Origin of the sequence: Pseudoalteromonas sp. SG45-3 (genome assembly GCF_014164075.1) — a bacterium.
GTDB lineage: Bacteria > Pseudomonadota > Gammaproteobacteria > Enterobacterales > Alteromonadaceae > Pseudoalteromonas > Pseudoalteromonas distincta.
On the sequence record NZ_JACJEN010000007.1, the window covers coordinates 87328 to 109556 of the forward strand.

The window sequence follows — 22229 nt, forward strand, 5'->3', positions numbered from 1 at the left end:
TTAATTACCTTTAATCGCGGACATCATGTTCCACATCGGCATAAAAATACCCAACGCTAAAATCAGCACCATAATGGCAACAAACACAGTTAAAATAGGTTCTATTTTTGCAGTTAAGCTCCGTAAGTCGTAATCAACTTCACGCTCATAATAATCAGCAGCCTCTTGTAAGAGCTCATCAACCCGACCTGTCTCTTCACCTACCGCCACCATCTGTAATACAAGCTGAGAAAACAGCTGAGAACTTTTTGAGGCTCTGAGTAAACTATCGCCCTTTTCTATATCTTGGCGCATAGTAATAATCGCTTTTTCCATATAGCTGTTATCTACGGCATGCGCTGTTAGTGATAAACCAGTGGTCATAGGCACACCGGAGCGCAATACCATAGCTAAACTTTGACTGTAGCGCGCAAGCAATGTCCGTTTTAAAATATCCCCAATAAATGGAATTTTTAATTTATATTGATCCCACTTAAAGCGTCCAGGCTCTGTATTTAAATAACGCCTCCAAGCAAAAACAGAACCAATAACCATCACCAATAATAACCACCAGTAGTTAACAAAAAAGCTGCTAGTGCCAATTAATATTTGAGTCATTAATGGCAATTCGGCATCAAATTTTTCGAACATACTGGCAAAGGTAGGAATAACAAAAATATTCAAAATAATCATAGCCGCTACTAGAGCCAAAATAACAAAAGTAGGGTAGCGCATAGCTGCTTTTATACGCTTTCGGGTTTCTTGTTCTTTCTCAAAATAAATAGCGAGTTGATAAAACGCATCTTCTAATCGTCCAGAGCCTTCACCAACCATTACCATGGATACTGTTAAACGGCTAAATACCTCGTTATGTATCGCCATTGCACTGGATAAGTCGCGGCCTTGTTCGAGCTGCTTGGTAACTTCTATTAGTACATTTTTAAATTTTTTATTTTGTGTTGTTTCTGCCAACCCAACCATTGCTCGTATAATTGGTATACCTGCTTTTAATAGCGAATACATTTGCCTAGAAAACATAATCATGTCGTCTAGCGTTATTTTTTCGACAAATAAATTATCAAAAATTTTGATGTTATTTTTTGTTTCAACTAAAGAGATTGATATTGGTATAAATTGACGCTTCATTAAACTATCAGCTACGCCAGCTTGGTTACTCGCTTCTAATTGGCCTTTAACCAACATACCTTTGCTGTCTTTCGCTTTGTAGCTATATAGTTGCATCAATATCCCCTACTATTTCTGGGATATATTCAGCCACTTTAAATACTTCATCTAAAGAGGTAACACCTTGCTTAGCGTAATTTAGTGCCATTGTTGAAAGTGGTGAAAAGTTAGCACTATTTTTAGCTGCCTTTGCAAAACCTTGTGTGTCGTTAACCCGTAATGCATCCATCATTGCATCATCCATTTCGAGTAACTCAAAAATACCTACACGCCCTTTATAGCCACTGTGATTACATGCGGTGCAACCTTGCCCTTTAGAAAATTGAGCATCTGTAATCTCTTCGCCTAAATATTTTAACCAACTTAATTCTTGGCGATCTGGCAAGTACGGTACTCTGCAGTCATTACATACTCGTCTTACTAATCGCTGAGCAATAATCGCGCGCAGTGAACTTGCCACTAAGTAAGCCGGTGCCCCCATGTCGATTAAACGCATAGCACTGGTAATTGCATCATTGGTATGTAACGTTGATAGTACGAGGTGGCCTGTTAAAGCGGCCCTTAATCCAATATCTACGGTTTCTTGGTCACGCATTTCACCAACCATTATAATGTCAGGATCTTGCCTTAGAGCGGTCCGTAAAATACTTGCAAAGCTCAGCCCTATTTTATTATTTATTTGTACCTGGTTAATACGGCCAATACGATACTCAACGGGATCCTCTACTGTAATAATTTTACTTTCTTGTTGGTTTAACTCACTTAATGCACCGTATAGTGTGGTTGTTTTACCCGAGCCTGTTGGCCCAGTAACTAAAACCATGCCATGCGGACGTTTTATAATGCTGCGTACACGTTTTAATATGTGTACTGGCATGCCTGTCTCATCTAACGATAATAATCCGGCTGATTGATCAAGCAAACGCATTACAACTGATTCGCCATGCTGAACGGGCATAGTAGATAGGCGCACATCAATACTATGGCTGCGCACTTTTATATTAAAGCGACCATCCTGAGGGAGGCGTTTTTCAGATATATCTAATCCCGACATAAGCTTTAAACGTAGCACGAGTGCCGATGCTATTTTTACTTGGTTAAGAGTGTGCTCTTGTAATATGCCATCTACACGTTGACGAATGCGAAGCAAACCTTCATCAGGCTCAATGTGAATATCAGATGCGCGAACTTGCACAGCATCTTCAAATATTGATTGCAGTAGCTTTACAACGGTTGCATCAGATGTTTCATCACCTAAAGAGTTTAAATCAAACTCTTCTACGTCTTGATATTCTTCATGGAGTTGTGCTGCAAAGTTAGTAATTTCATCTGTACGACGATATACGTTGTCAAACGCAGCCATTATTTGACTTTCTTGTACAACAGCTAAATCTATTCGTTTAGGAGCAAGCATAGTTGCAAGTTGATCAAGCCCCCTTAGATCAGCAGGATCGCTCATCCCGACTAAAACAGAGTCACCATTGTCTTCAATTACTAATGCTCTGTAGCGACGTGCATAAACCTCAGATAAAAGCTTAGATACATCAGCTGATATTTTTCGCTGTGATATATCTAAAAAAGGTACTTGTAATTGCTGCGCTAAAAAACGTAATAGTTGTGGTTCACTAATAAACTCAAGTGTAATAAGCGTCGAACCTAATTTACGACCCGTCGCAGCTTGAACGTTTAGCGCTTCGCTTAGTTGCGCTTCGGTGATCATGTGCTCATGAACAAGTAAGTCCCCTAAGCGCATTTTTAAACTAGGTCTCATACGGCCTCCTTTAGCGCAACTAAACGCTGTAATGCATGCTGCGTCATAGCTGTATTTAATCCACCTAAATCTAGAGCCACTTTGTAAAGCTGTTTAGCATCGAGGTACTCTCCTAATGCATCTTTTGAGGTTGCAAGTGCCAGCCACCACTTAGCTTGACTAGGCTGTAGTTGTGTAAGATGTTTAAAGCTTTCAAGTGCTTTATGGTGCTTACTCGCACTTTGCGCAGCAGTACCTTGTAGCACCCAAAAATCAAGATTCGCTTGAGCCTCAAATTCATCACTTAAAAGCAGCAATACTCCTTCATACTGTTGTTGCATAATGAGTATTTTGCTTAGCATTACACGCCATTCAAGTACGTTAGGGTTTTGGCGAATACCTGCTTGCAAAACCTGTTGCGCAGAATTTATATCTTGTTGTTTAAAGTAAGTTGCAGCGAGTAAATTTCGAGCTTCAACGTGCAAAGGCAATTGCGCTAAAATAATATTTAAATCACTAATGGCTTCATTGTATAAGCCAAACTGTATTGCTTGTTTAGCTGCGGCTAATTGCTCAATCAATAAAGCCTGTGGCGACTTAGCTTCTGCCACGCTTTTAGTCATAGTATTTTGAGACTTAGTTTTAATCATTGGAGTAATTTTTGGTTTGCTGACAATAGCTTCGCTAGTTACCAGTACATTATCTTTAGCTAGTGCAGGGCCTTGTTTAACCTCGGCAATTACAACTGGCTCAGCCGTTGGTTGAGAAACCAGTAATGTTGCTTCACTCAACTTGGATTCAGCTAAATCATTCACTTCTGGTTTTATTTGCTCAACTTGCACAACCGTTTTCACAACATCTTGCTCAACTAAAGGTTCTACATTGCTTTTTTCATCTTGGGAGTCAGATAAATTAGAGGTTATAACCGCAACCATTTTTTGCTGTGGTAACACAGACTCACGTTGAGTCTCTTTTTTGTCGGCGGTCGGTAAATATAGGTATGCTAAAAAAATGACACTTAGCATAATAAGTAAAATTACGGCTTTAAATGCAATATTTTTTACATCATATATCGGCTTTAAACTTATACCTTCTTGAATACTTACTTGTTTAGCTTCTCGTTGCTCAATATTTTTAAGCATATTATTTATAACGCTCATAACAACTGCCTCCATACCCATATGGCAGCAATAGCTAAAACACTAAACATTAAAGCACTGTAGCTCCAATATTGTCCGGTTCGATACTTTGCGCAGTCTTCGGTATCTTTTATGGCAAGTTGAATATGGCGATTTGTTATTATATTTAACCCTTCACCGTAAGCTTGTAATAGTGCTTTGTGGCATAAAATATTAACTAACCTAGGAATTCCACGGCTAGCTCTAGCAATTTTGAGCCCCATACTATTATTAAATAAAGGAGGCCTATTAAACCCTGCAACTTGTAAGCGGTGATTAATATAATAAACAACCTCAGCGCCAGTCATCGCCCGTAATTTATACGAAAAACTGATACGTTGGCGTAATTGCCTTACTTTGTTGTTTGCCAGCTTTTCATCAAGTTCAGGTTGCCCAAATAACACAACTTGAATTAGTTTTTCACTTTCTGTTTCTAAGTTTGTAAATAATCTCAGCGCCTCTAGAGTCTCCCAACTCAAGCATTGCGCCTCATCTATCAAGAGCACTACACGCTCATTATCTTCTTGTAAGTCGAGTAAGTGATGATTTATAAGCTGCCCTAGTGCTTGCTGATCTAATGCTTTATCTACATCCATACCCAGCTCAATGGCAATCGCCCATCTAAGCTCTTCTGGGCTTAAATAAGAGTTAGGTAAATAAGCCACAATGTAATCTGGCTCAAGTTGGTTTAATAGCTTTCTACAAAGTAGCGTTTTACCAGTCCCAACTTCACCAGTGACTTTAATAAACCCTTCACCCATTTCAATAGCTGTTGTTAACACTTGCATCGCTTCATGGTGCGGTTCAAGTGCACAAAAAAACTCTGTGTTAGGGGTTAACGTGAAAGGCATTTCACTTAAATTAAAAAAGCTTAAATACATAGTTAGTTTTCATACCATGTTTTTAAAAGCTGACGGCTTTCACCTTGTTGTTTTTTCCAAGTATCTGGCATAACAACCGTTGGTTTGATTAGAATAATCAGTTCTTTTTTCTCTTGGCGTTTACGAATACTTTTAAATAAATTGCCAAATAGTGGGATATCACCCAACACGGGGGTTTTTGATTCTTCATCCTGAGTTGACGTTTGCATCAAGCCACCAATAACCACTATTTCGCCACTTTGAGCGCGAATAACAGTATCTGATTCTCGAATGTTACTTTGTGCTAGAGGCAACTCAAAACGTTGATCGTCTAATGTAATTACTTTTAGCTGCTCTTCTGTTTCAGTTACTGAAGGGTGAACATGCAAAATAACTGAGCCGTACTTGTCAATTTGCGGCGTTACATCAAGGGCAATACCAGAAAAGAACGGCGTTAAATCAATTTCAGGCGAGGTCGTTGTAGCAGTACCCGTTACCGTCGTACTTGATACATTAGTAACAAAATATTCGTCTTGCCCTACTTTTATAACTGCTTTTTGATTGTTTGTAGCGGTAACTCGAGGGTTAGATAGCATTTGCACATCACCTTGCGTTTCAAGCAAATTAATAACCCCGTTAAAGTCTCCTTTTTGAATGGTTAGCGATGACGCTCCACCAATTGCGGCTGAAATACTATTACTAATAGTAGAACCCGCTGTTGTAGCAAACGAAATACCGCCTTCTAAACCACTCGCTATACGCTCCCAGTTAACTCCCTGTTGGTACTCATCTTTTAAAGTTACTTCTATTATTTTTGCTTCTAGAATAACTTGGCGTTGCAGGTTTTCTTGGCTTTGACGCAAAAACTCTTTTAGCTGACTAATTTCGCTTGGTAATGCATTTACGGTTACCAAACTAGCTTGTGGGCTTGCAACAACATAGCGCCCATCGCTTGCGCCAATTAAAGACTTAAGGGCGACTTCTAATTCTTTCCAAAAGTCATTTTTATTAATTGTTTGGATTCGAGAACCGTTTAAATCTAAGCTTTGATTATCGCCGCCAAACTCATTATTTTGCTGGTTACTACTACCTGAACTTGAACCATTCGAACTACTGCCACTTTGTGCAAATTGACTAACCCCACCAGCAACCACACTCACTGTAGACTGACCATGGCGCTGCATCATTAAATAATTTACAGGTATTGTTTCTGTGCGCATTTTGGCTGGCAGTACTTGTACTATTCGTCCTTCATTAACAATATCTAAAGGATACATACGCTTAATAACAGCAATGACTTCATTAAAAGTAACGCTTTTAAGATTTAAACTAATTGTGCCATTTACCTCAGGATGCACAGCAACACTAAAAGGCGTATCGTCTGTTAAGCCTGCAAAAAAGGCGCCTATTTCAACGTCATTAGCGGCTACATCAAAACGCTTTATAGATAAATCATCACTTATAGTTTGCTCATTATTTATTGATGATAGTAGGCTTTGGGTAAGCTCACTCGGCATCTGTAAAGGCGCAATCGCTTTAGTATCTACAGGCTTTTCAGCCAGCTCTTGTTCTATATGAGTTTTAACCTCTTTACCTGGTTTAAAGCTATGGCACGCAGTTAAAAATGTAGGTAACAATAGAAGAACAAGCCACGGATGAGATAAATTATTTTTTAATTTCATAGTCATATAATTCTAATTTTATTTGTTTATCATCATTTGCTAACACAACCTGTTTTGAGTTAATGCTTAGCACCCGAAAATCGTCTACAGCATCACCGACTCGATAAATATGGCCTGAAATAATGGCCTTAAATGCTGTACTTTTTTTAATAATAGATTGCAATTTAAGTTCTGTGTTTTGAGTTACACTCTTGTTGTTATTTACATACATATTTGGTTGAGTAGGATCGCGTAATTGCGCTAATGCACTGGGTGCGAAAGTGAACAAAAGTAATAAAAAACATAAATTATAATGCGATAAATTTTTCATTAGCGCTCACTGTAGCAATTTGTAAAGTTAATTCAGCTTGAGGGTACTCTAGTACCTGATAACTAAACTCCTGTATTAATAACTTATCTTGATTATTTTTTAATGCGGCTAAATATTTTTGTAAGCTAAAGTAGCTACCTTCTAAAGTAACGACCATCTGATGCTCAAAAAATAATGTTTGCGTATCATGTTCACCTAGTTTTTCTACATCGATAGCCTGTGCTGGTTTGACATTAAAGCTACTCACTTTTACGTCGCTACTATCTACGAGCAAATCTTTTAAAACGGCAGGTACATTTTTAGCCGCTACAAAGCCTTGGCTAAAACTATTAAGTTGATTATTTATTTCTGCTAACTCATCTCTGGTTTGTGCAATTTGACTGCGTAAAACCTTAGTGTAGTCGTAGTTTAGTGCTTGATTTAACATGGAGAGTTGCGCATTTATCTGCTGTAACTCCTGCAATGCTGCATTTTGTTCAGAGCGAATATGAGCAACTTCATCTTGCTGTGGAAAAATAACAAACCACAGGCCGAGGTAAATCACCATGAATAAGCCTACAAATACAGTGGAATACTTCTCACGCTTTTGCAGCGATGCAAATTGAGCTCGATACTTTGCCCAAATAGGCCAACCTTTGTCTTTCTTGTTGTTCATGGTTTAGCGCCTTTATCTGCAAGGTCGGTCGCCACATTAAATTCACTCAGACCATCTTTTGTTGACAGTTCTAAAACTGAAAATTCTTTATCAATAAAAAAAGGTGACTGCTTTAAATTATTAAACCACATAGGTAAAAATTTTGACTGCGATACTTGCCCTTGAAACGTGACACTTTGCCCTACAAATTTAATATGGGTAAGCCAGATATTAGGCTCGTGATACTTGGCTAAATCTTGCATAACCTGCGCATAGTCGGTTGCGGATTGATCTGAGCTTTGCTCTAAATAACTAAATATTTGCTGCTTATGCAAAACCTCTTGCTGAAGTGTTTTTAGCTCATTAATAAAAATTGTTTTATTTTGCTTCTCTGCTAGCTGCTGTTTTACAACTTCTAACTGAGCTTTTCCTTGTTTGAGATATTTCTTTTTTTGTTCTAAATCAAGCTCACTTGAATAAGTTTTATAACTGTAAAAAGCCCACGTGATTGCAATAATTAATAGCGCACCTAACCACAGTGTAATCATTCCCGATAAAGGGACTGGGTCTCGGCGTACTCGTAAGGTTTTTTGATAAAAATTAATCCGGGTTTTCATAGCACAGACTCCGGATCTGTTAATTGATAGGCTGCTCCGAGCGCATAATAAAAGTTTGCCTCTAATTGCTGCGCTAATTCTAAGTTAGGCGCAAAATCTACAACTTTTACTTGTAAAAACTCTGCAAGACCGGCTCTAAGAGTTAATGAAGATAAATCATCGCACTGTAGCTGTATGCTGCGAATTGGCGGTTGCTTGAGCTGGCTTTCAAAAAAGTCCATCGAACGCTGAATTTCTAACCCTAACGCCTCTACTAGTTCTTGGTTTTGATCCTTGTCTGAAATACCTAAAAAACCATTTAATCGCCTAGCTAATACTAATTGTCCATCACGAATAATTAAGATTCGAGGTTCATGATTAGCATGCTGCACAATCAGCATATGCGCCTCTTTGTATGAGCCAAATAAAGTTACTAAAACCATTTCTTCAGAGGTCATTGCACGCAAAACTGGTTTAGTTTGTTCAAAACTGTCTATAAACGGAAGTAGCTGCAGCTTATTGGTAATAAATACATTCATTTTGCTGCTTTGCATTGGTAACGTTATTGGATAATCGATAAAGTCAGCTACAATGTTTTCAGAAGCTATATCAACTAAATCTTTTGTAGTCCAAGGCAGCGACTGAATGATTTCTTCATCACTAAGGTTTGGTTTATCCATTTGCACTATTTGATAAAAGTAGTGCGGTATGACTAAATTAACTGCACAAATATCAGTAGACACCTCATTTGTACAAGCAACAATTGCAGCGGTATAATCGGTTTGCTCAGACACATTTACACTGTGAGAACTGTGAACCATCCATTGGTCGCGTTGTTTTTTTAAACATACCGCGTTAACAGTATCTGCGTAAGTTGCAACACCAATAGCTGTATTTGGATCTAAACTACGATTTAACCATGAAAACAGCTTTTCTTTCATATAGCTACTATTGTTAATTGAGTATGAAATAAGTGTCGTACATTTTAACTACTTTGCCAAATTGAAAACCAATAAAATGCGTGAAAAATTCAAAATAGATGAAAATAACTATATTCAACAATTAGATAGCTCGTTTCTAAAAAAGAGAAATATTTGTTTAGGTATAAAACGTGATGATTTACTCCATCCGCTAATAAGTGGCAATAAATGGCGTAAATTAAAATACAATTTAGCGTATATGCAAAAGATAAATAAAACAGAGCTTCTGACTTTTGGTGGTGCGTTTTCAAACCATATTCATGCCTGCGCAGCTGCGGGAAAAGAATTTAATATAAAAACTCACGCGATTATCCGCGGACCAGAACTTGATAACAACAATCCGACAATTCAGTTTGCAAAACATTGTGGTATGAACCTACATGTTGTTAATCGTATAGAATATCGAAAACGTCACGACACCGAATACCTTAATGCTCTACAAGAGCGTTTTCCAAACGCTTATATCATCCCTGAAGGTGGTACAAATGAACATGCTTTATTAGGGTGTAAAGAATTAGTACAAAGCTTACCCGAACATAGCTACTTAGTTTGTCCTACAGGTAGTGGTGGCACACTTGCTGGACTAATAGAAGGCAGTGCTTCAACAACACAAGTTATTGGTATAGCGGTATTAAAACAAGCTGATTATTTAAATGAAGAAATAAAAAAGCTGAGCGCTAAAGCTAATAATCAAACTAACTGGCAGTTACTCACAGAGTTTCATGGTGGTGGTTATGGAAAATTTTCACCTGAGTTATGGCAGTTCTGCCAAGATATAGGCCGCACACACAACCTACCGCTTGAGCCTATTTATAGCGGAAAAATGATGTATGCATTGTGGCAACTCATTGAGCAAGATTATTTCCCATCTGGGAGTAAAATTATTGCTGTTCATACTGGCGGGCTTCAAGGCTTAAATGGGCTTAAATATAGAGGGTTAATCTAGACCTTAATTAAATACCGCTTGCGTAAACTCTTGAAGTGGCTCTGAAAAGTAAAAACCTTGAGCTCCTACCACTCCCAATTTGGTAAGCGTAAGTAGCTCTTTTTGAGTCTCTACGCCCACCGCGTATACGGGTAGATTCAAAAGACTAGCGGCTTCGACTATCCTTTTTATTTTCTTTTGACTTTGAGTTTTTTCATCTAATAAATGAACCAGTTCGTAAGATAACTTAAGCCCACATACTTGGTTATAATCAACTAGCATGGCTACTTTCTCACTGCTTTTTACATTATCAATCACAATATGTGAATGCCCTTTTTTAATAACATTGAGTGCATTAGTTATCGACTCTCTATGAGTAAAAAATTCTGCCTCACTTATTTCAAATTGTAATTTAGTATTTAACTTAAGCTCTGCCATTTGATTGGCTAACCACTCCCAAAATACAGTATTAAACCAATTTTTAGGGTGTAGATTTACACTAACTGTTAAAGCCGAAGACTCACTGAGCATTAGCTTTTTGACTTGTGTTATTACAGCTTTATCTAATATTAAAGCGTCTTGATCACTATAAACCTGCTTAATAAAATAACGAGCGGCCAGTAAACCAAGTTGGCTATGCCTAACCCGAATAAGAGCTTCATGCTGCAGGATATCTCCACTAGAGAGTTCAAATACAGGCTGAAAGAATAATATAAATTTATTCTTTTTAATGTTTTCTATAACCTGTTTGCTAGAGAGGTGTTTTTCTTGGCAGTGATTTAACGTTAAACGGTGGCAATGCTGCAATAGGCTGCTTTGTGATAGCGCGAGTGCTGATTTTGCTAGCTTATAAACCGCCACTTGATCAGCGCCTAATTGATAATCACACGCACCTATTTTAATATTTTTATGAGTAATATTTTTTTGATGATTTTGACATATTAAAAACACATTTTTATGAAGCTTTTCAACGTAGCTATTCAACTCGCTAATAGAAATGTTTGGTAAGGTAACCGCTAAGTAACTAGAGTTTAGTATTTTTACCGACACATCCTTAAGTTCGGCTAATTTTTTAGTAATTAAGACTTTAAAATTGGCTTCTATATCCGTTTTTTTATCAAAGCTACAATCACACTCAATAAGTAAAAATAAGTTATGTGATGCAGTATTAACTCCATACAAAGAACTTAAATCACATTTTTTTGCCTGTTCGATTAGTTGAGTATTTTTATGCCTTTGTTGAATAATTTTAGTCGGCTGTATAACTGTATTTTTAAGCATTACTTTACGGTTTACTTTTAACAGGCTCCACCAGCGATAAGACCAATTAGCAGCGCCTAATATAATCAGATTCAAAAATATAAATAAGTAGCTTTGTGTTACCCACACTGGATAGTGATAAAGGCTCAAACTTAACGTTTTAAAAGTAAAAACTTCGCGTTCTAAATTTACTAAGTTCCTAAAGTGATCAGAAGAATTTTGCAGCTCTAACTTAAAGCCTTCATTTTTAGCTAATGCGACCAACACTTCATTATTTATAGAGGGAGATAAATTTAATTCATAAACGCGTTTAACAAACTGCTGCCCAGAAACATGTGCTTTTTGATGTAATGCATCATTTAAAATGAAATTAAAACTAATAAGTATCATCAAAAACAAAACAAAAGAGATACCTTTGAAGTACTTTAAAAGCCAGAGTTTACTCTTTTGCATAGCCTGCCACTCGTTATATTGATAACTAAAGTGTTGTTCAATATCTATAGAAGCACAAGGCTGCAAACTAAGTTTAAACGTTTATTAATAGTACTAAACAAAAAACACTCAGATAAACGAGAACTTACAAAAATAAACAGCTATGCCCTTTATTCTGTAAATAGATGAAAGCCATCGACAGATCATTTTAAAAAGTATGCCAGCAGAGATTATGCTGCATACCGCCTTAATTAAACCAATGGCGGGTTTTATTTGCAAAGTATACCAAGCTTAGCATTACGGGGACTTCTACCAACACTCCCACCACAGTGGCAAGTGCAGCCCCAGAATGTAAACCAAATAATGAAATAGCAACCGCAACAGCTAGCTCAAAAAAGTTTGAAGTGGCAATCATACATGCAGGCGCCGCTATGTTATGTGCAAGCCCCATTTTTTTAGCTGCAATATAAGCAATCGCAAAAATACCGTAAGTTTGAATTAAAAGCGGGATTGCAATAAGAACTATTGCCTCTGGTTTTTCTATTAATATCTGCGATTGGAAACCAAACAATAGCGCTACTGTCGCGAGTAAGCCAATAATAGAATAAGGTTTCATTACCTTTAAAAAGTTATTTAAACACGTATGGTCATCTTCTTTATCAAGCTTTTTACGGGTAGCAGCACCGGCTACCAGCGGGATAAGTACATACAATACCACCGATAATAACAGTGTATCCCAAGGTACAGTAATATCAGTCACACCAAGTAATAGCACTGCAATAGGTGCGAAGGCAAAAATCATAATGATGTCATTTATTGATACCTGCACTAAGGTGTAATTAGCATCGCCTTTTGTCAATTGACTCCACACAAACACCATAGCGGTACAAGGCGCAACACCCAACAAAATCATACCAGCTATATATTCTGTAGCTGTTTGTGGGTCAACAAAATCGGCAAAAATACCCTTAAAAAATAACCAGCCTAGTAGCGCCATAGTAAAGGGCTTTATAAGCCAATTAATAACGATAGTGAGCACTAACCCTTTTGGTTTTTTACCTACATCTTTAATTGATGAAAAATCAATTTGCACCATCATTGGGTAAATCATCAACCAAATAAGTACTGCGATTACAATATTTACATGGGCATATTCAAAACCAGCAATTAAGCTAAATGCACTTGGCATTATAGAACCAGCTACAATACCAAAAGTAATAGCTAAGGCTACCCACACAGAAAGATAACGTTCAAATAATCCCATTGTTCTGTCCTAAATAGAGCTTTGATTAACGCGTTGGCTAAGTTCTTCTGCAGATTTCACACGTTCAGAATAACGATCTACAAAGTAATCTTTTTGATCTCGTAATAACAAAGTAAATTTTATCAACTCCTCCATAACATCAACAATCCGATTATAAAGTGGAGAGGGTTTCATGCGCCCATTTTCTTCAAATTCTAAATGAGCTTGTGGCACTGAGGACTGATTTGGTATTGTTACCATACACATCCAACGCCCTAATACTCGTAGTTGATTCACTACATTAAATGATTGCGATCCACCACAAACTTGCAGCACTGCGAGTGTTTTACCTTGCGTTGGCCTTACACCACCTAAATTGAGTGGTATCCAATCAATTTGGTTTTTGAATATACTCGTCATTGACCCATGACGTTCTGGAGAGCACCATACTTGCCCTTCTGACCAAAGCATTAAATCTCGTAACTCTTGTACTTTAGGGTGTGATTCATCTTCACTATCGGTTTGAGGTAAACCTTCAGGATTAAAAATTTTAACCTCAGCACCAAAATACGTTAATAAACGTGCACTCTCCTCTATTACCAACTTACTATAAGAACGCGCTCTTAATGATCCATATAACAATAAAATTTTAGGTTTGTGCTCAGAAAAACTAACATTAAAATTTTTAGTATGTGGAACAACGCTGTGTATTTTATTTGTATTTGGTAACCCATTAACTTCTGACATTTATAACTCAACCTTTACCAAGTGAATATACGAAAAATCGAATATGTGGAATTTCACATGCAAACACGCGTGAGTCAAATTCTATTTTATAAATTTTTTTAAGTTATTAAAAAATCGGCTCAAGCCAATGGAAGGGATTGCGGAAGGTATTTGATAAAAATATTAAGTTACTTATATAGCGCAACTATTTATTTAAACAGCGAATTATAGTTTCACGTAGTTTTTGTGTTTTAATGGGTTTTGCAACATGAGCATTCATGCCAATAGATAAGTATCGTGTAATATCATCTTTCATAACATTAGCTGTTAAGGCAATTATTGGAATATTTGCGATAGTTTCATCACTATCATTACGAATAATTTGAGTCGCCTCAACACCGTCCATGATAGGCATATGAATATCCATTAAAATTATATCAAACGGCTCTAATTTTACTGTTTGGATGCACTCTAATCCATTATCAACTAAGTAAACCTGAGCGCCGCTATTTTCTAGTATGTTGGTAACTATGAGTCGATTGATTGAATTATCTTCCACAACTAATACTTTAATACCCGCCAGCGACTGTTCACTCACAGTATTTACTTTAGGCACTTCATTAAAAAAACCTAACACTCTACTGCTCACCTCCTTATACAAGACACTCGAATAAACAGGTTTTTGCAAAATTGTGTTTATATTTATTTTGTTAGCCACATCATTAAGTAAAACCTCATGATCCCTTGTAAGTACAATTATATTACTGCAAAGCTGGGGATTAATATTATAAATACGCGTTAAAAATGTTTCACTACTCATCGCTGGCATTATCCAATCGACAATAATGACTTTAAATTTTTCTTTATTCTGTTCAATAATATTAATAGCTTGCTTAGCAGACGAGCACGCAGTACATGCTAAACCCATAGCTGTAAACTGATTTTCAATTACTTTAAGGTCCTCTTCATTATCATCTATAATTAATACATCAAACGGATCAGTAAAGATTAGGTTAGGCGTATCATCAATCAACGCTTGGTTGTTCAATTTAACTTCCACCGAAGCTACAAACTCACTACCCACACCTTGAGTGCTGTGTACTGTTATATCACCACCCATCAATTGGCATAAACGCTTACTAATTGTTAAACCTAACCCTGTACCACCAAACTTCCTAGTTGTAGAACTATCTGCCTGAGTAAATGATTCAAATAAATTACTAAGATTATCCTCAGCGATGCCAATACCTGAGTCTTTAACTGTAAAATATAAGCAAACACTTTGCGGATCGTCTAATAACTTTCTTGACTCAATTAAAACCGATACAGTGCCGTGAGGGGTGAATTTAATTGCGTTAGAGCATAAATTTAACAGCACCTGATTTATTCGCACTACATCGCCGATTAAGTCCAGTTTAACTGCCTCATCAATGACAATATCAAATGTGACCCCTTTACTTTGGGCCAATTCATTGAAGGTTGCTTTGATATAATCAACAATCGAATTTACAGAAAAAGGAAATTCCTCAAGGTTAATGTTTCCAGACTCAATTTTTGAAAAGTCTAAAATATCGTTAATAACCACCAGGAGTTGATCTGAGGAGTATTTAATTTTATCTAAATAATACTCATACTCACCAGGTAAACCTTTTTCGAGCAAAATATTAGTCAAACCAATAATCCCACTCATAGGGGTTCTAATTTCATGACTCATATTTGCTAAAAACTCAGACTTAGCGGATGTCAGATGCTCTGCTTCTTCCTTGGCGTGCAAAAGCTCTTCAGTGCGCTCTTCAACGCGCGACTCTAATCTTTGCTTTTCTTCATCAAGCTCTTTTAAAAGTTGAATGCGGCGTTGGTTTAAAAACAAAACAAAAACTAAAAAACTGCTAAGAATAAAAATAATTACAGTAGCGCTGTAAATTAATATTTTATTTTTCTCAAAGTAAGTTGGCTCGTAATAAGAGATAATTGACTCTTCTGGCAAGCTCTGCGGAGCAATATTAAACTTACTTAATTGTCGCCAATCATATGAGTATGTACTAAGCCCTTCACCACTAATTTCATTTAACGCTTTATTTTCATTATAAAAAACTATTGAATCGGCAATACGTTTACCTATTTTTTCACCCGACAATACATACCCACCAACAACACCTGAACCTAATAGTACCTCCCAATAACTAAAAACGGGCGCTGAACTTGCTTCAGCTAATCGCTCTACTAGCTGATAAGGGCTAAGTGATTTATTATCGTAACGCCTAAAAATGGGGGTAAATAAAATAATTGAATCTGCTGGGGCATTTCTTACTTTGGTGAGTAATTCTGGTAATGGAAGATCAAACCACTTTTCTACACTTAAATACGAAAAATCACGGTTAATAACCGAAAATAGTCCTCGATGAAAGCTCATACCAATATCGTTTTTTGTATCTAAAATCACGATCAATTTTTTAGGCTTCATTAAATTAACAGCATTTGCTGTTGCTTGCGCATAATCTAATTTAGCTTGGATCACAGCTCCGCTGGTCTTTTTTGGTAGATTAAACTGGGCGCCTGGCTCTAAGTATATTCGTGGAGCATTTATAAAAAAATCATCTAATTGAGATAGTAACGTCGCTGCAGAAGGCGACTGAGTAACGATGATATCGATGTGCTTATTTTTATATTTTTGTTTGAGGTAGTCTTTCATTAACTGTTTTTGATTAACTTCATCAAAGCGATTTACATCCATATTTTCGACAAATAGTTCATAACTAAAAGAACGTTTTGTAAGCTCTGTACGCAGTCCAAGCTCAACACTTTTATACCAAGGCATATCTTGATTTGTTGAATTTATAAATAAAATATGAGTAACATTTGAAGGAGTTTGAGCGTGTGAACTAGGGCTCAAGAATTGAAAAACAAGAAATAAAAATAAGATATTAGTTTTCATGTTTCTCATTGTGTAATCAGAGGAAAGTAGTTTAATGGTAAGTGTTAACGATATATATATCAATTAAATACAAGATAAAATTTACTGTAATTTAACATTACCAACAATACTATTTCACTTTACAGCCTAATGAGGTCTTATATTGATAGTTTTTGGATTATCATCACAGCGCAATACGCATAAAAAACCCAGTACGAATACTGGGTTTAGAGTAAAAAGTGTAAAGAATCTAATTATCTTTACACTAATAACTTTATATCATTTAGAATGGTAATCACCCAAAAAAAGTGTAAACTTAGTGTGTGTGTGTGACAAGCTATCTCCAAGGGTATATTTTATCGGAGTATGAAAATCAATGTATTATATTTTAATACATTAAAAGCATTTTTCTTATAAAAAAATAAACTCTGTAAATTTAATACTATAAAATAGTATTATTCTTTACACTTTTCAAAATTCACTAAGAGTAAACCTACCCAAAAGTCAGGCGTTAAAAAATTAAAACGTACTCAAAACATTAAAGTAACATCATGATTCTCATAATAATACAGCTGCATATTGAAACATTAAAATGAATAGAATTAGCATCTCATTATGGCACCTATAGCAAATGAATCAATGCCTGAACGACTGAAGAAACCTTATCATATTCCCCAAATATTAAAACGACTATTTTTGTTTTTATAGAGTACCTTACAAAAAGCAATAACTGACGACATTACTGTAGAGGGTCTATCATTAGTAACAGTAAGAAAATCTGTAAATTTTCTTAATTATCATTCTGCCTTTATTAATCTATTTATAGGTTTTGTAGCCGTTCCTTTCTAGGCTAACTCGTGCAATTTAGCACTTGCCATACACTAGTATTTATCGCTTAATAACAGTATGTTGTTAAGCTGATGCTCTTCCAATAGAAGATTTTCACTTCTTAAATCAGTGTCCGTGTCGGGAGTAAAAAACTATTAATTCGGACTCGTAATAGTTTAACTGATTCAAGCTATTACTCACCGTTACTGTAACGTTGAGTATATTTTAGAGGTATATGTATGGATGATAGTTTTGTAAAAGATTTGGATTCGTCTTTAGAAGTATTTAACACTTATTTTCCGAATGACAGAGATGATATAGTCATACTGCGTGGTCATCAAATAGCGGAAACAATGCTTTATAGTTTTATTCGTAAAACAGTTTCTAATCCGAAGCATATTGGGGTTTTGTGCCCATCCCCTCGAAATTAACCTTAGGTGATATTTAGAGTTTCAGATTATTTAATTTTAGTCTTTTCGAAACTTTAGAAATTGTTGAGCGAGAACAACCTAAAATGTTCTGAATATAGTCATAGGATTTTTTATCCGACAACATGCCTTCAACCTTTTGTTGTAATTCTATATCTATTGGTCGTCCACGATATCGACCTTCGGACCTAGCTTTAAGAATACCTTCTTTTTGTCGTCGTCTTCGATCTTCATAGTCCTTTCTTGCAATAGCTGCAAGCATGTCGAGCATCAAGTCATTTATAGCTGACAACATTCTTCCTGTGAATTCATCATTTACTACTGCAAATTGGTGACTTGTAGGTAAATCTAATGATACCACTTTTAAACCTTTTTCTTTTATGATGGATTTGAGCGAGTCCCAATCGTCATCTTTTAATCTAGATATCCGATCTATTTGTTCGACAAGTACTACATCACCTTTCTGGGCTATTTCTAGTAATCTAAATAATTCAGGTCTTTGAAGCGTGGCTCCAGATTCGTTTTCTGCAAAGAACGCAGAGATTAACAAATCATGATCGTTTGCAAATCGTAACAATGCGCTTTTTGCACGTTCCGCATCTTGCTCTTTGGTTGAGGCTCTTAAATATGCGTAAGTTCGAAAATTGATCAACAAGGAGATAGTCCATTTTACATAGTCTTATTATTATAGTCCATTATACATAGTTTCCGACATTTAATGGACTATTATATTACTTGACTTTAAACGGTCTCTTTGAAGTATACCCAAAATAAACCAAAGATTCTTATTAATGATTAACAGAAATAGTAGCATTAGGTACACCATTTCAAAAAGACAGTTCTATTGCATTATCGGATTTTGAACTAAGCGAATTATTATGGGGTTTTGTGCCTATCCCCTCGAAATCGGCATCAGTCGCGACAAAGTACAGTATCAATGTAACAATCTAATTTGCATTAGCAAATATCAGATTGGACTATCGTCGTTTCATAGTTTGAGCAAAGCTTACCGTCCTCTGTACTTTTATACCGGACCTTCTCGACATAAATTTTTAGTGATAATTTTGTGTCAATTCTACATACTCAATAGGCGGTGAATGACTACCATCGCAAGCATTACTCATTTTCTCACAGTGAACAAAAATATAATGGCTTAGGTAAGTTCTCAGTTACAACAAATGATCGCTTAAACCCTTCAAATTTCAGATTACACTTGACCACTTCATATTTATATGTGATATTTCACATATGTTAAATTTCACATGTATAAATTATGAATCCATGTACGTTTTTTAAATGCTTAGCTGATGACACGCGACTCAAGTCACTCCTATTAATCGCCAAGACTGGCGAGGCCTGTGTTTGCGATTTAATGGAAGCACTGGCGCTAGACCAACCAAAAACATCACGCCATTTAGCACAATTGCGAAAATGCGGCATTCTTACGGATGAAAGACGCGGCAAATGGGTGTTCTACAAACTACACCCAACGCTTCCTGCGTGGGCACACGATGTCATTGTGAATGCCGCTGAGCACAACGATACATACTTTGGTGATGCACTAAAAAAATTGGTGTCGTCGCAATCTTCAACACTCTCTTGCTGTTAATTTAAGGCCAACACATGAAAATTCTCTATATTTGTACGCATAATCGATGCAGAAGCATTTTATCTGAAGCCATCACTAACCAGATTGCGGGGGGTGTGATTGAAGCGAAAAGTGCAGGTAGTCAACCCGTTGGTGAGGTGCATCCTTTATCGCTTAAGTTTCTTGCGCAAACAGGCTATGCCATTGAGGGTTTACAAAGCCAATCATGGGATGACTTTGCAGATTTTCAGCCTGATGTCGTGGTCACGGTATGTGACTCTGCCGCAGGTGAAACGTGTCCACTGTATTTTGGTAATAGCCTGAAAGTGCATTGGGGCTTGAGCAACCCATCCAAAATCGAAGGTTATGTGGCACAAATGGAAGAAACATTTTTAGCCTGTATCGATGAAATAGCGCAGCGAGTGCAAAAACTCAAGAGTATTGCCGAGCAAAAATTAGATAAAGACGCGCTTAAGCAAGCCCTTGCTGAAATAGGTGTGCGCTAATGACAATGCAAGATACCACTATGCCTAATATTGAAAAGCATCTTTTAGATACGCCCAGCACCGACAAAATGAATATCAATACATCAGTGCATAAGCCTAGAATATTGCTGTTATACGGCTCGCTAAGAGAGCGCTCTTTCAGCCGATTAGCCGTTGAAGAAAGTGCACGCTTGCTGACGGCATTTGGTGCCGAAACGCGTATTTTTGACCCCAAAGGCTTACCACAGCCTGATACGGAGGATGAAACACATCCCAAAGTCAAAGAGCTGCGAGAGTTAATGGTATGGTCTGAAGGCCAAGTGTGGTGCTCACCTGAGCGTCATGGCGCGATGACGGGCATTATCAAAAGCCAAATTGACTGGGTGCCACTTAACATGGGCGGTGTGCGCCCAACACAAGGAAAAACCCTTGCCATCATGCAAGTATGTGGCGGCTCACAATCCTTTAATGCGGTGAATCAAATGCGCATTTTAGGACGATGGATGCGCATGGTTACAATTCCTAATCAATCCTCGGTTGCCAAAGCCTTTTTAGAATTCGATGACGATGGTCGCATGAAACCGTCTCCGTATTACAACCGCATTGTGGATGTGATGGAAGAGCTGATGAAGTTCACGCTATTACTGAGAGATAGTAAAGATTATTTTGTTGAACGTTATTCGGAGCGTGTTGAAACAGCTGAGCAAGTGAGTCAACGCGTTAGCCAAAAGTCATTATAAGGAGTAAATCATGGGATTGTTCGAACGTTACTTATCGGTATGGGTTGGCCTTGCCATCATAGTAGGCATAATAGCTGGCACCACTGTGCCCGACGCTTTTGCTGTGATTGCGCAACTTGAATATGCGCATGTAAATATTGTGATTGCAGTGCTCATTTGGTTAATGATTTACCCAATGATGGTGCAAATTGACTTTACATCTATCAAAGATGTCGGCAAAAAACCCAAAGGCCTGATCTTAACCCTAGTTATCAATTGGTTAATCAAGCCTTTCACAATGGCCTTTCTTGGCTGGCTGTTTTTTAAAGTGTTGTTTGCTGATTGGGTTGACCCAGCCACTGCCACTGAATACATCGCTGGAATGATTTTACTGGGCGTTGCCCCCTGTACAGCCATGGTATTCGTGTGGAGCCAATTGACGAAAGGTGATGCTAATTACACCTTAGTTCAGGTGTCCATAAATGACATTGTTATGATTTTTGCCTTTGCACCTATTGCTGGTTTACTCCTTGGGGTGACGGATATTACTGTGCCATGGGACACCTTGCTGTTGTCGGTGGTGCTTTATGTACTTGTTCCCTTAATAGCGGGAGCGTTAACCCGTAAAAAGCTGGACAACGGTAATGACCACTCAAAAATAGACTCATTTCTTGCCAAAATGAAACCATGGTCAATTATTGGTTTACTGACAACAGTGGCATTACTATTTGGTTTTCAGGCCGAAACCATTTTATCCAAGCCTGAAGCCATCGTGTTAATTGCTATTCCTTTGTTGATACAAACTTACGGTATTTTTGCGATTACCTACTACATGGCAAAGCGTATGAAACTACCTCACAATGTGGCCGCACCCGCAGGTATGGTTGGCTCCTCTAACTTTTTTGAGCTTGCAGTTGCTGTGGCGATTTCACTCTTTGGTCTTCACTCAGGGGCTGCGCTTGCCACCGTTGTTGGCGTGTTGGTAGAAGTGCCCGTGATGCTATCGCTTGTATGGTTTGCTAACCGCACTAGGCATTGGTTTGCGTAATTGGGCTTTAACTAAGGAATAAACATGATTGTTATTTATCACAATGAAGCATGCGGCACGTCGCGAAACGTACTAAACATTATTCGCGACGCAGGCTACGAGCCTATTGTTATCGACTACCAGAAGGAAGGTTGGACAAAACCGCAATTGCTTGGCTTATTTGCAGCAGCAAATTTGACACCTCGCAAGGCGCTTCGTACGAGCAAGTCACCAGCGGAAGCGCTTGGACTGCTGTCTGAAGATGTAAGCGATGAAGCACTCATTGAAGCCATGCTAGAACATCCGATTTTGGTCAATCGCCCCATAGTATGCACCGCAAAGGGCGTAAAGTTATGCAGGCCAAGTGAGCAGGTATTAGATGTCTTAGAGAATTGGCCGCAAGGCCCTTATCACAAGGAAGATGGGCAATTGATATTAGATGAACTAGGCAACGTGGTGAAATGATAGCTTGCGTTGATTGTGGCGCTCAAGGCTTTCAA

21 protein-coding genes are annotated in these 22229 nt (G+C 37.5%); 7 read left to right on the top strand and 14 right to left on the bottom strand.

Annotation, left to right across the window (positions count from 1 at the left end; genetic code table 11):
* From H5126_RS10370 to H5126_RS10410, 9 genes are read right to left on the bottom strand one after another with little or no spacing between them, the layout of a single operon-like run.
* Entirely contained in the window at window positions 1-1221 is a 1221-nt protein-coding gene (locus tag H5126_RS10370; RefSeq protein WP_024594535.1) for a type II secretion system F family protein, read from the bottom strand.
* The gene (locus H5126_RS10375; RefSeq protein ID WP_024594536.1) at window positions 1208-2935 is read right to left on the bottom strand and encodes a GspE/PulE family protein; all 1728 of its coding nucleotides are present in this window, start codon (window positions 2933-2935) and stop codon (window positions 1208-1210) included. Before H5126_RS10375 ends, H5126_RS10370 begins: the two co-directional genes overlap by 14 nt.
* Window positions 2932-4074 (bottom strand): tetratricopeptide repeat protein, encoded by a 1143-nt coding sequence (locus H5126_RS10380; protein WP_182720215.1) that lies wholly within the window; start codon window positions 4072-4074, stop codon window positions 2932-2934. Before H5126_RS10380 ends, H5126_RS10375 begins: the two co-directional genes overlap by 4 nt.
* Window positions 4071-4973: an ExeA family protein gene (locus tag H5126_RS10385; RefSeq protein ID WP_024598054.1), complete on the bottom strand. Its 903-nt coding sequence runs from the start codon at window positions 4971-4973 to the stop codon at window positions 4071-4073. The genes H5126_RS10380 and H5126_RS10385 overlap by 4 nt, the downstream gene beginning before the upstream one ends.
* Before the next feature lie 2 nt (window positions 4974-4975).
* Entirely contained in the window at window positions 4976-6634 is a 1659-nt protein-coding gene (gene mshL, locus H5126_RS10390) for a pilus (MSHA type) biogenesis protein MshL (RefSeq protein WP_182720229.1), read from the bottom strand.
* Window positions 6618-6944: an agglutinin biogenesis protein MshK gene (locus H5126_RS10395; RefSeq protein ID WP_182720216.1), complete on the bottom strand. Its 327-nt coding sequence runs from the start codon at window positions 6942-6944 to the stop codon at window positions 6618-6620. Before H5126_RS10395 ends, mshL begins: the two co-directional genes overlap by 17 nt.
* The gene (locus H5126_RS10400; protein WP_024598056.1) at window positions 6922-7599 is read right to left on the bottom strand and encodes a hypothetical protein; all 678 of its coding nucleotides are present in this window, start codon (window positions 7597-7599) and stop codon (window positions 6922-6924) included. The genes H5126_RS10395 and H5126_RS10400 overlap by 23 nt, the downstream gene beginning before the upstream one ends.
* Window positions 7596-8195 (bottom strand): PilN domain-containing protein, encoded by a 600-nt coding sequence (locus tag H5126_RS10405; protein ID WP_024594795.1) that lies wholly within the window; start codon window positions 8193-8195, stop codon window positions 7596-7598. The genes H5126_RS10400 and H5126_RS10405 overlap by 4 nt, the downstream gene beginning before the upstream one ends.
* Complete coding sequence (locus H5126_RS10410) at window positions 8192-9115, bottom strand: MSHA biogenesis protein MshI (protein ID WP_165723724.1); 924 nt, start codon at window positions 9113-9115, stop codon at window positions 8192-8194. Before H5126_RS10410 ends, H5126_RS10405 begins: the two co-directional genes overlap by 4 nt.
* A gap of 76 nt (window positions 9116-9191) precedes the next feature.
* On the opposite strand from H5126_RS10410, the gene H5126_RS10415 reads away from it, so the two are divergent.
* Window positions 9192-10100, top strand: coding sequence for a 1-aminocyclopropane-1-carboxylate deaminase/D-cysteine desulfhydrase (locus tag H5126_RS10415; protein WP_182720217.1), 909 nt, complete (start codon window positions 9192-9194; stop codon window positions 10098-10100).
* A 3-nt stretch (window positions 10101-10103) separates the two neighbouring features.
* On the opposite strand, the gene H5126_RS10420 is transcribed toward H5126_RS10415, so the two are convergent.
* The 4 genes from H5126_RS10420 to H5126_RS10435 all read right to left on the bottom strand — a co-directional run bounded on the left by H5126_RS10420 (window position 10104) and on the right by H5126_RS10435 (window position 16675).
* The gene (locus tag H5126_RS10420; RefSeq protein ID WP_182758529.1) at window positions 10104-11792 is read right to left on the bottom strand and encodes an EAL domain-containing protein; all 1689 of its coding nucleotides are present in this window, start codon (window positions 11790-11792) and stop codon (window positions 10104-10106) included.
* A 226-nt stretch (window positions 11793-12018) separates the two neighbouring features.
* On the bottom strand, window positions 12019-13035 hold the full coding sequence (arsB, locus tag H5126_RS10425) for an ACR3 family arsenite efflux transporter (RefSeq protein ID WP_182720218.1): 1017 nt from the start codon (window positions 13033-13035) through the stop codon (window positions 12019-12021).
* A gap of 9 nt (window positions 13036-13044) precedes the next feature.
* Window positions 13045-13761 (bottom strand): arsenical resistance protein ArsH, encoded by a 717-nt coding sequence (gene arsH / locus H5126_RS10430; RefSeq protein WP_182720219.1) that lies wholly within the window; start codon window positions 13759-13761, stop codon window positions 13045-13047.
* A 184-nt stretch (window positions 13762-13945) separates the two neighbouring features.
* Entirely contained in the window at window positions 13946-16675 is a 2730-nt protein-coding gene (locus H5126_RS10435) for a response regulator (RefSeq protein ID WP_182720220.1), read from the bottom strand.
* 1046 nt (window positions 16676-17721) lie between these two features.
* On the opposite strand from H5126_RS10435, the gene H5126_RS10440 reads away from it, so the two are divergent.
* Complete coding sequence (locus tag H5126_RS10440) at window positions 17722-17913, top strand: hypothetical protein (RefSeq protein ID WP_154904223.1); 192 nt, start codon at window positions 17722-17724, stop codon at window positions 17911-17913.
* 13 nt (window positions 17914-17926) lie between these two features.
* Here H5126_RS10440 and H5126_RS10445 read toward each other — a convergent pair whose 3' ends face one another.
* Window positions 17927-18565, bottom strand: coding sequence for a recombinase family protein (locus tag H5126_RS10445; protein ID WP_370626178.1), 639 nt, complete (start codon window positions 18563-18565; stop codon window positions 17927-17929).
* Window positions 18566-19183: 618 nt separating this feature from the next.
* On the opposite strand from H5126_RS10445, the gene H5126_RS10450 reads away from it, so the two are divergent.
* The 5 genes from H5126_RS10450 to H5126_RS10470 are packed head-to-tail and all read left to right on the top strand — an operon-like array spanning window position 19184 to window position 22194.
* Complete coding sequence (locus H5126_RS10450; protein WP_154904224.1) at window positions 19184-19519, top strand: metalloregulator ArsR/SmtB family transcription factor; 336 nt, start codon at window positions 19184-19186, stop codon at window positions 19517-19519.
* Window positions 19520-19533: 14 nt separating this feature from the next.
* Window positions 19534-20004 carry an arsenate reductase ArsC gene (locus H5126_RS10455; RefSeq protein WP_154904225.1) on the top strand — a complete coding sequence of 157 codons (471 nt, stop codon included), beginning with the start codon at window positions 19534-19536 and terminating at the stop codon, window positions 20002-20004.
* A 20-nt stretch (window positions 20005-20024) separates the two neighbouring features.
* Window positions 20025-20723, top strand: a complete 699-nt coding sequence (arsH, locus tag H5126_RS10460; RefSeq protein WP_370626179.1) for an arsenical resistance protein ArsH — start codon at window positions 20025-20027, stop codon at window positions 20721-20723.
* A gap of 10 nt (window positions 20724-20733) precedes the next feature.
* The gene (arsB, locus tag H5126_RS10465) at window positions 20734-21750 is read left to right on the top strand and encodes an ACR3 family arsenite efflux transporter (protein ID WP_154904227.1); all 1017 of its coding nucleotides are present in this window, start codon (window positions 20734-20736) and stop codon (window positions 21748-21750) included.
* 24 nt (window positions 21751-21774) lie between these two features.
* Window positions 21775-22194: an arsenate reductase family protein gene (locus H5126_RS10470; RefSeq protein ID WP_154904228.1), complete on the top strand. Its 420-nt coding sequence runs from the start codon at window positions 21775-21777 to the stop codon at window positions 22192-22194.
* Window positions 22195-22229: the final 35 nt, after the last annotated feature.

What these genes read in the sequence shown, in the direction of transcription:
- H5126_RS10370 (WP_024594535.1), bottom strand. Translation starts at nt 1,221, where the DNA reads ATGCAACTATATAGCTACAAAGCGAAAGACAGCAAAGGTATGTTGGTT.
- H5126_RS10375 (WP_024594536.1), bottom strand. Translation starts at nt 2,935, where the DNA reads ATGAGACCTAGTTTAAAAATGCGCTTAGGGGACTTACTTGTTCATGAG.
- H5126_RS10380 (WP_182720215.1), bottom strand. Translation starts at nt 4,074, where the DNA reads ATGAGCGTTATAAATAATATGCTTAAAAATATTGAGCAACGAGAAGCT.
- H5126_RS10385 (WP_024598054.1), bottom strand. Translation starts at nt 4,973, where the DNA reads ATGTATTTAAGCTTTTTTAATTTAAGTGAAATGCCTTTCACGTTAACC.
- mshL (WP_182720229.1), bottom strand. Translation starts at nt 6,634, where the DNA reads ATGAAATTAAAAAATAATTTATCTCATCCGTGGCTTGTTCTTCTATTG.
- H5126_RS10395 (WP_182720216.1), bottom strand. Translation starts at nt 6,944, where the DNA reads ATGAAAAATTTATCGCATTATAATTTATGTTTTTTATTACTTTTGTTC.
- H5126_RS10400 (WP_024598056.1), bottom strand. Translation starts at nt 7,599, where the DNA reads ATGAACAACAAGAAAGACAAAGGTTGGCCTATTTGGGCAAAGTATCGA.
- H5126_RS10405 (WP_024594795.1), bottom strand. Translation starts at nt 8,195, where the DNA reads ATGAAAACCCGGATTAATTTTTATCAAAAAACCTTACGAGTACGCCGA.
- H5126_RS10410 (WP_165723724.1), bottom strand. Translation starts at nt 9,115, where the DNA reads ATGAAAGAAAAGCTGTTTTCATGGTTAAATCGTAGTTTAGATCCAAAT.
- H5126_RS10415 (WP_182720217.1), top strand. Translation starts at nt 9,192, where the DNA reads ATGCGTGAAAAATTCAAAATAGATGAAAATAACTATATTCAACAATTA.
- H5126_RS10420 (WP_182758529.1), bottom strand. Translation starts at nt 11,792, where the DNA reads ATGCAAAAGAGTAAACTCTGGCTTTTAAAGTACTTCAAAGGTATCTCT.
- arsB (WP_182720218.1), bottom strand. Translation starts at nt 13,035, where the DNA reads ATGGGATTATTTGAACGTTATCTTTCTGTGTGGGTAGCCTTAGCTATT.
- arsH (WP_182720219.1), bottom strand. Translation starts at nt 13,761, where the DNA reads ATGTCAGAAGTTAATGGGTTACCAAATACAAATAAAATACACAGCGTT.
- H5126_RS10435 (WP_182720220.1), bottom strand. Translation starts at nt 16,675, where the DNA reads ATGAAAACTAATATCTTATTTTTATTTCTTGTTTTTCAATTCTTGAGC.
- H5126_RS10440 (WP_154904223.1), top strand. Translation starts at nt 17,722, where the DNA reads ATGGATGATAGTTTTGTAAAAGATTTGGATTCGTCTTTAGAAGTATTT.
- H5126_RS10450 (WP_154904224.1), top strand. Translation starts at nt 19,184, where the DNA reads ATGAATCCATGTACGTTTTTTAAATGCTTAGCTGATGACACGCGACTC.
- H5126_RS10455 (WP_154904225.1), top strand. Translation starts at nt 19,534, where the DNA reads ATGAAAATTCTCTATATTTGTACGCATAATCGATGCAGAAGCATTTTA.
- arsH (WP_370626179.1), top strand. Translation starts at nt 20,025, where the DNA reads ATGCCTAATATTGAAAAGCATCTTTTAGATACGCCCAGCACCGACAAA.
- arsB (WP_154904227.1), top strand. Translation starts at nt 20,734, where the DNA reads ATGGGATTGTTCGAACGTTACTTATCGGTATGGGTTGGCCTTGCCATC.
- H5126_RS10470 (WP_154904228.1), top strand. Translation starts at nt 21,775, where the DNA reads ATGATTGTTATTTATCACAATGAAGCATGCGGCACGTCGCGAAACGTA.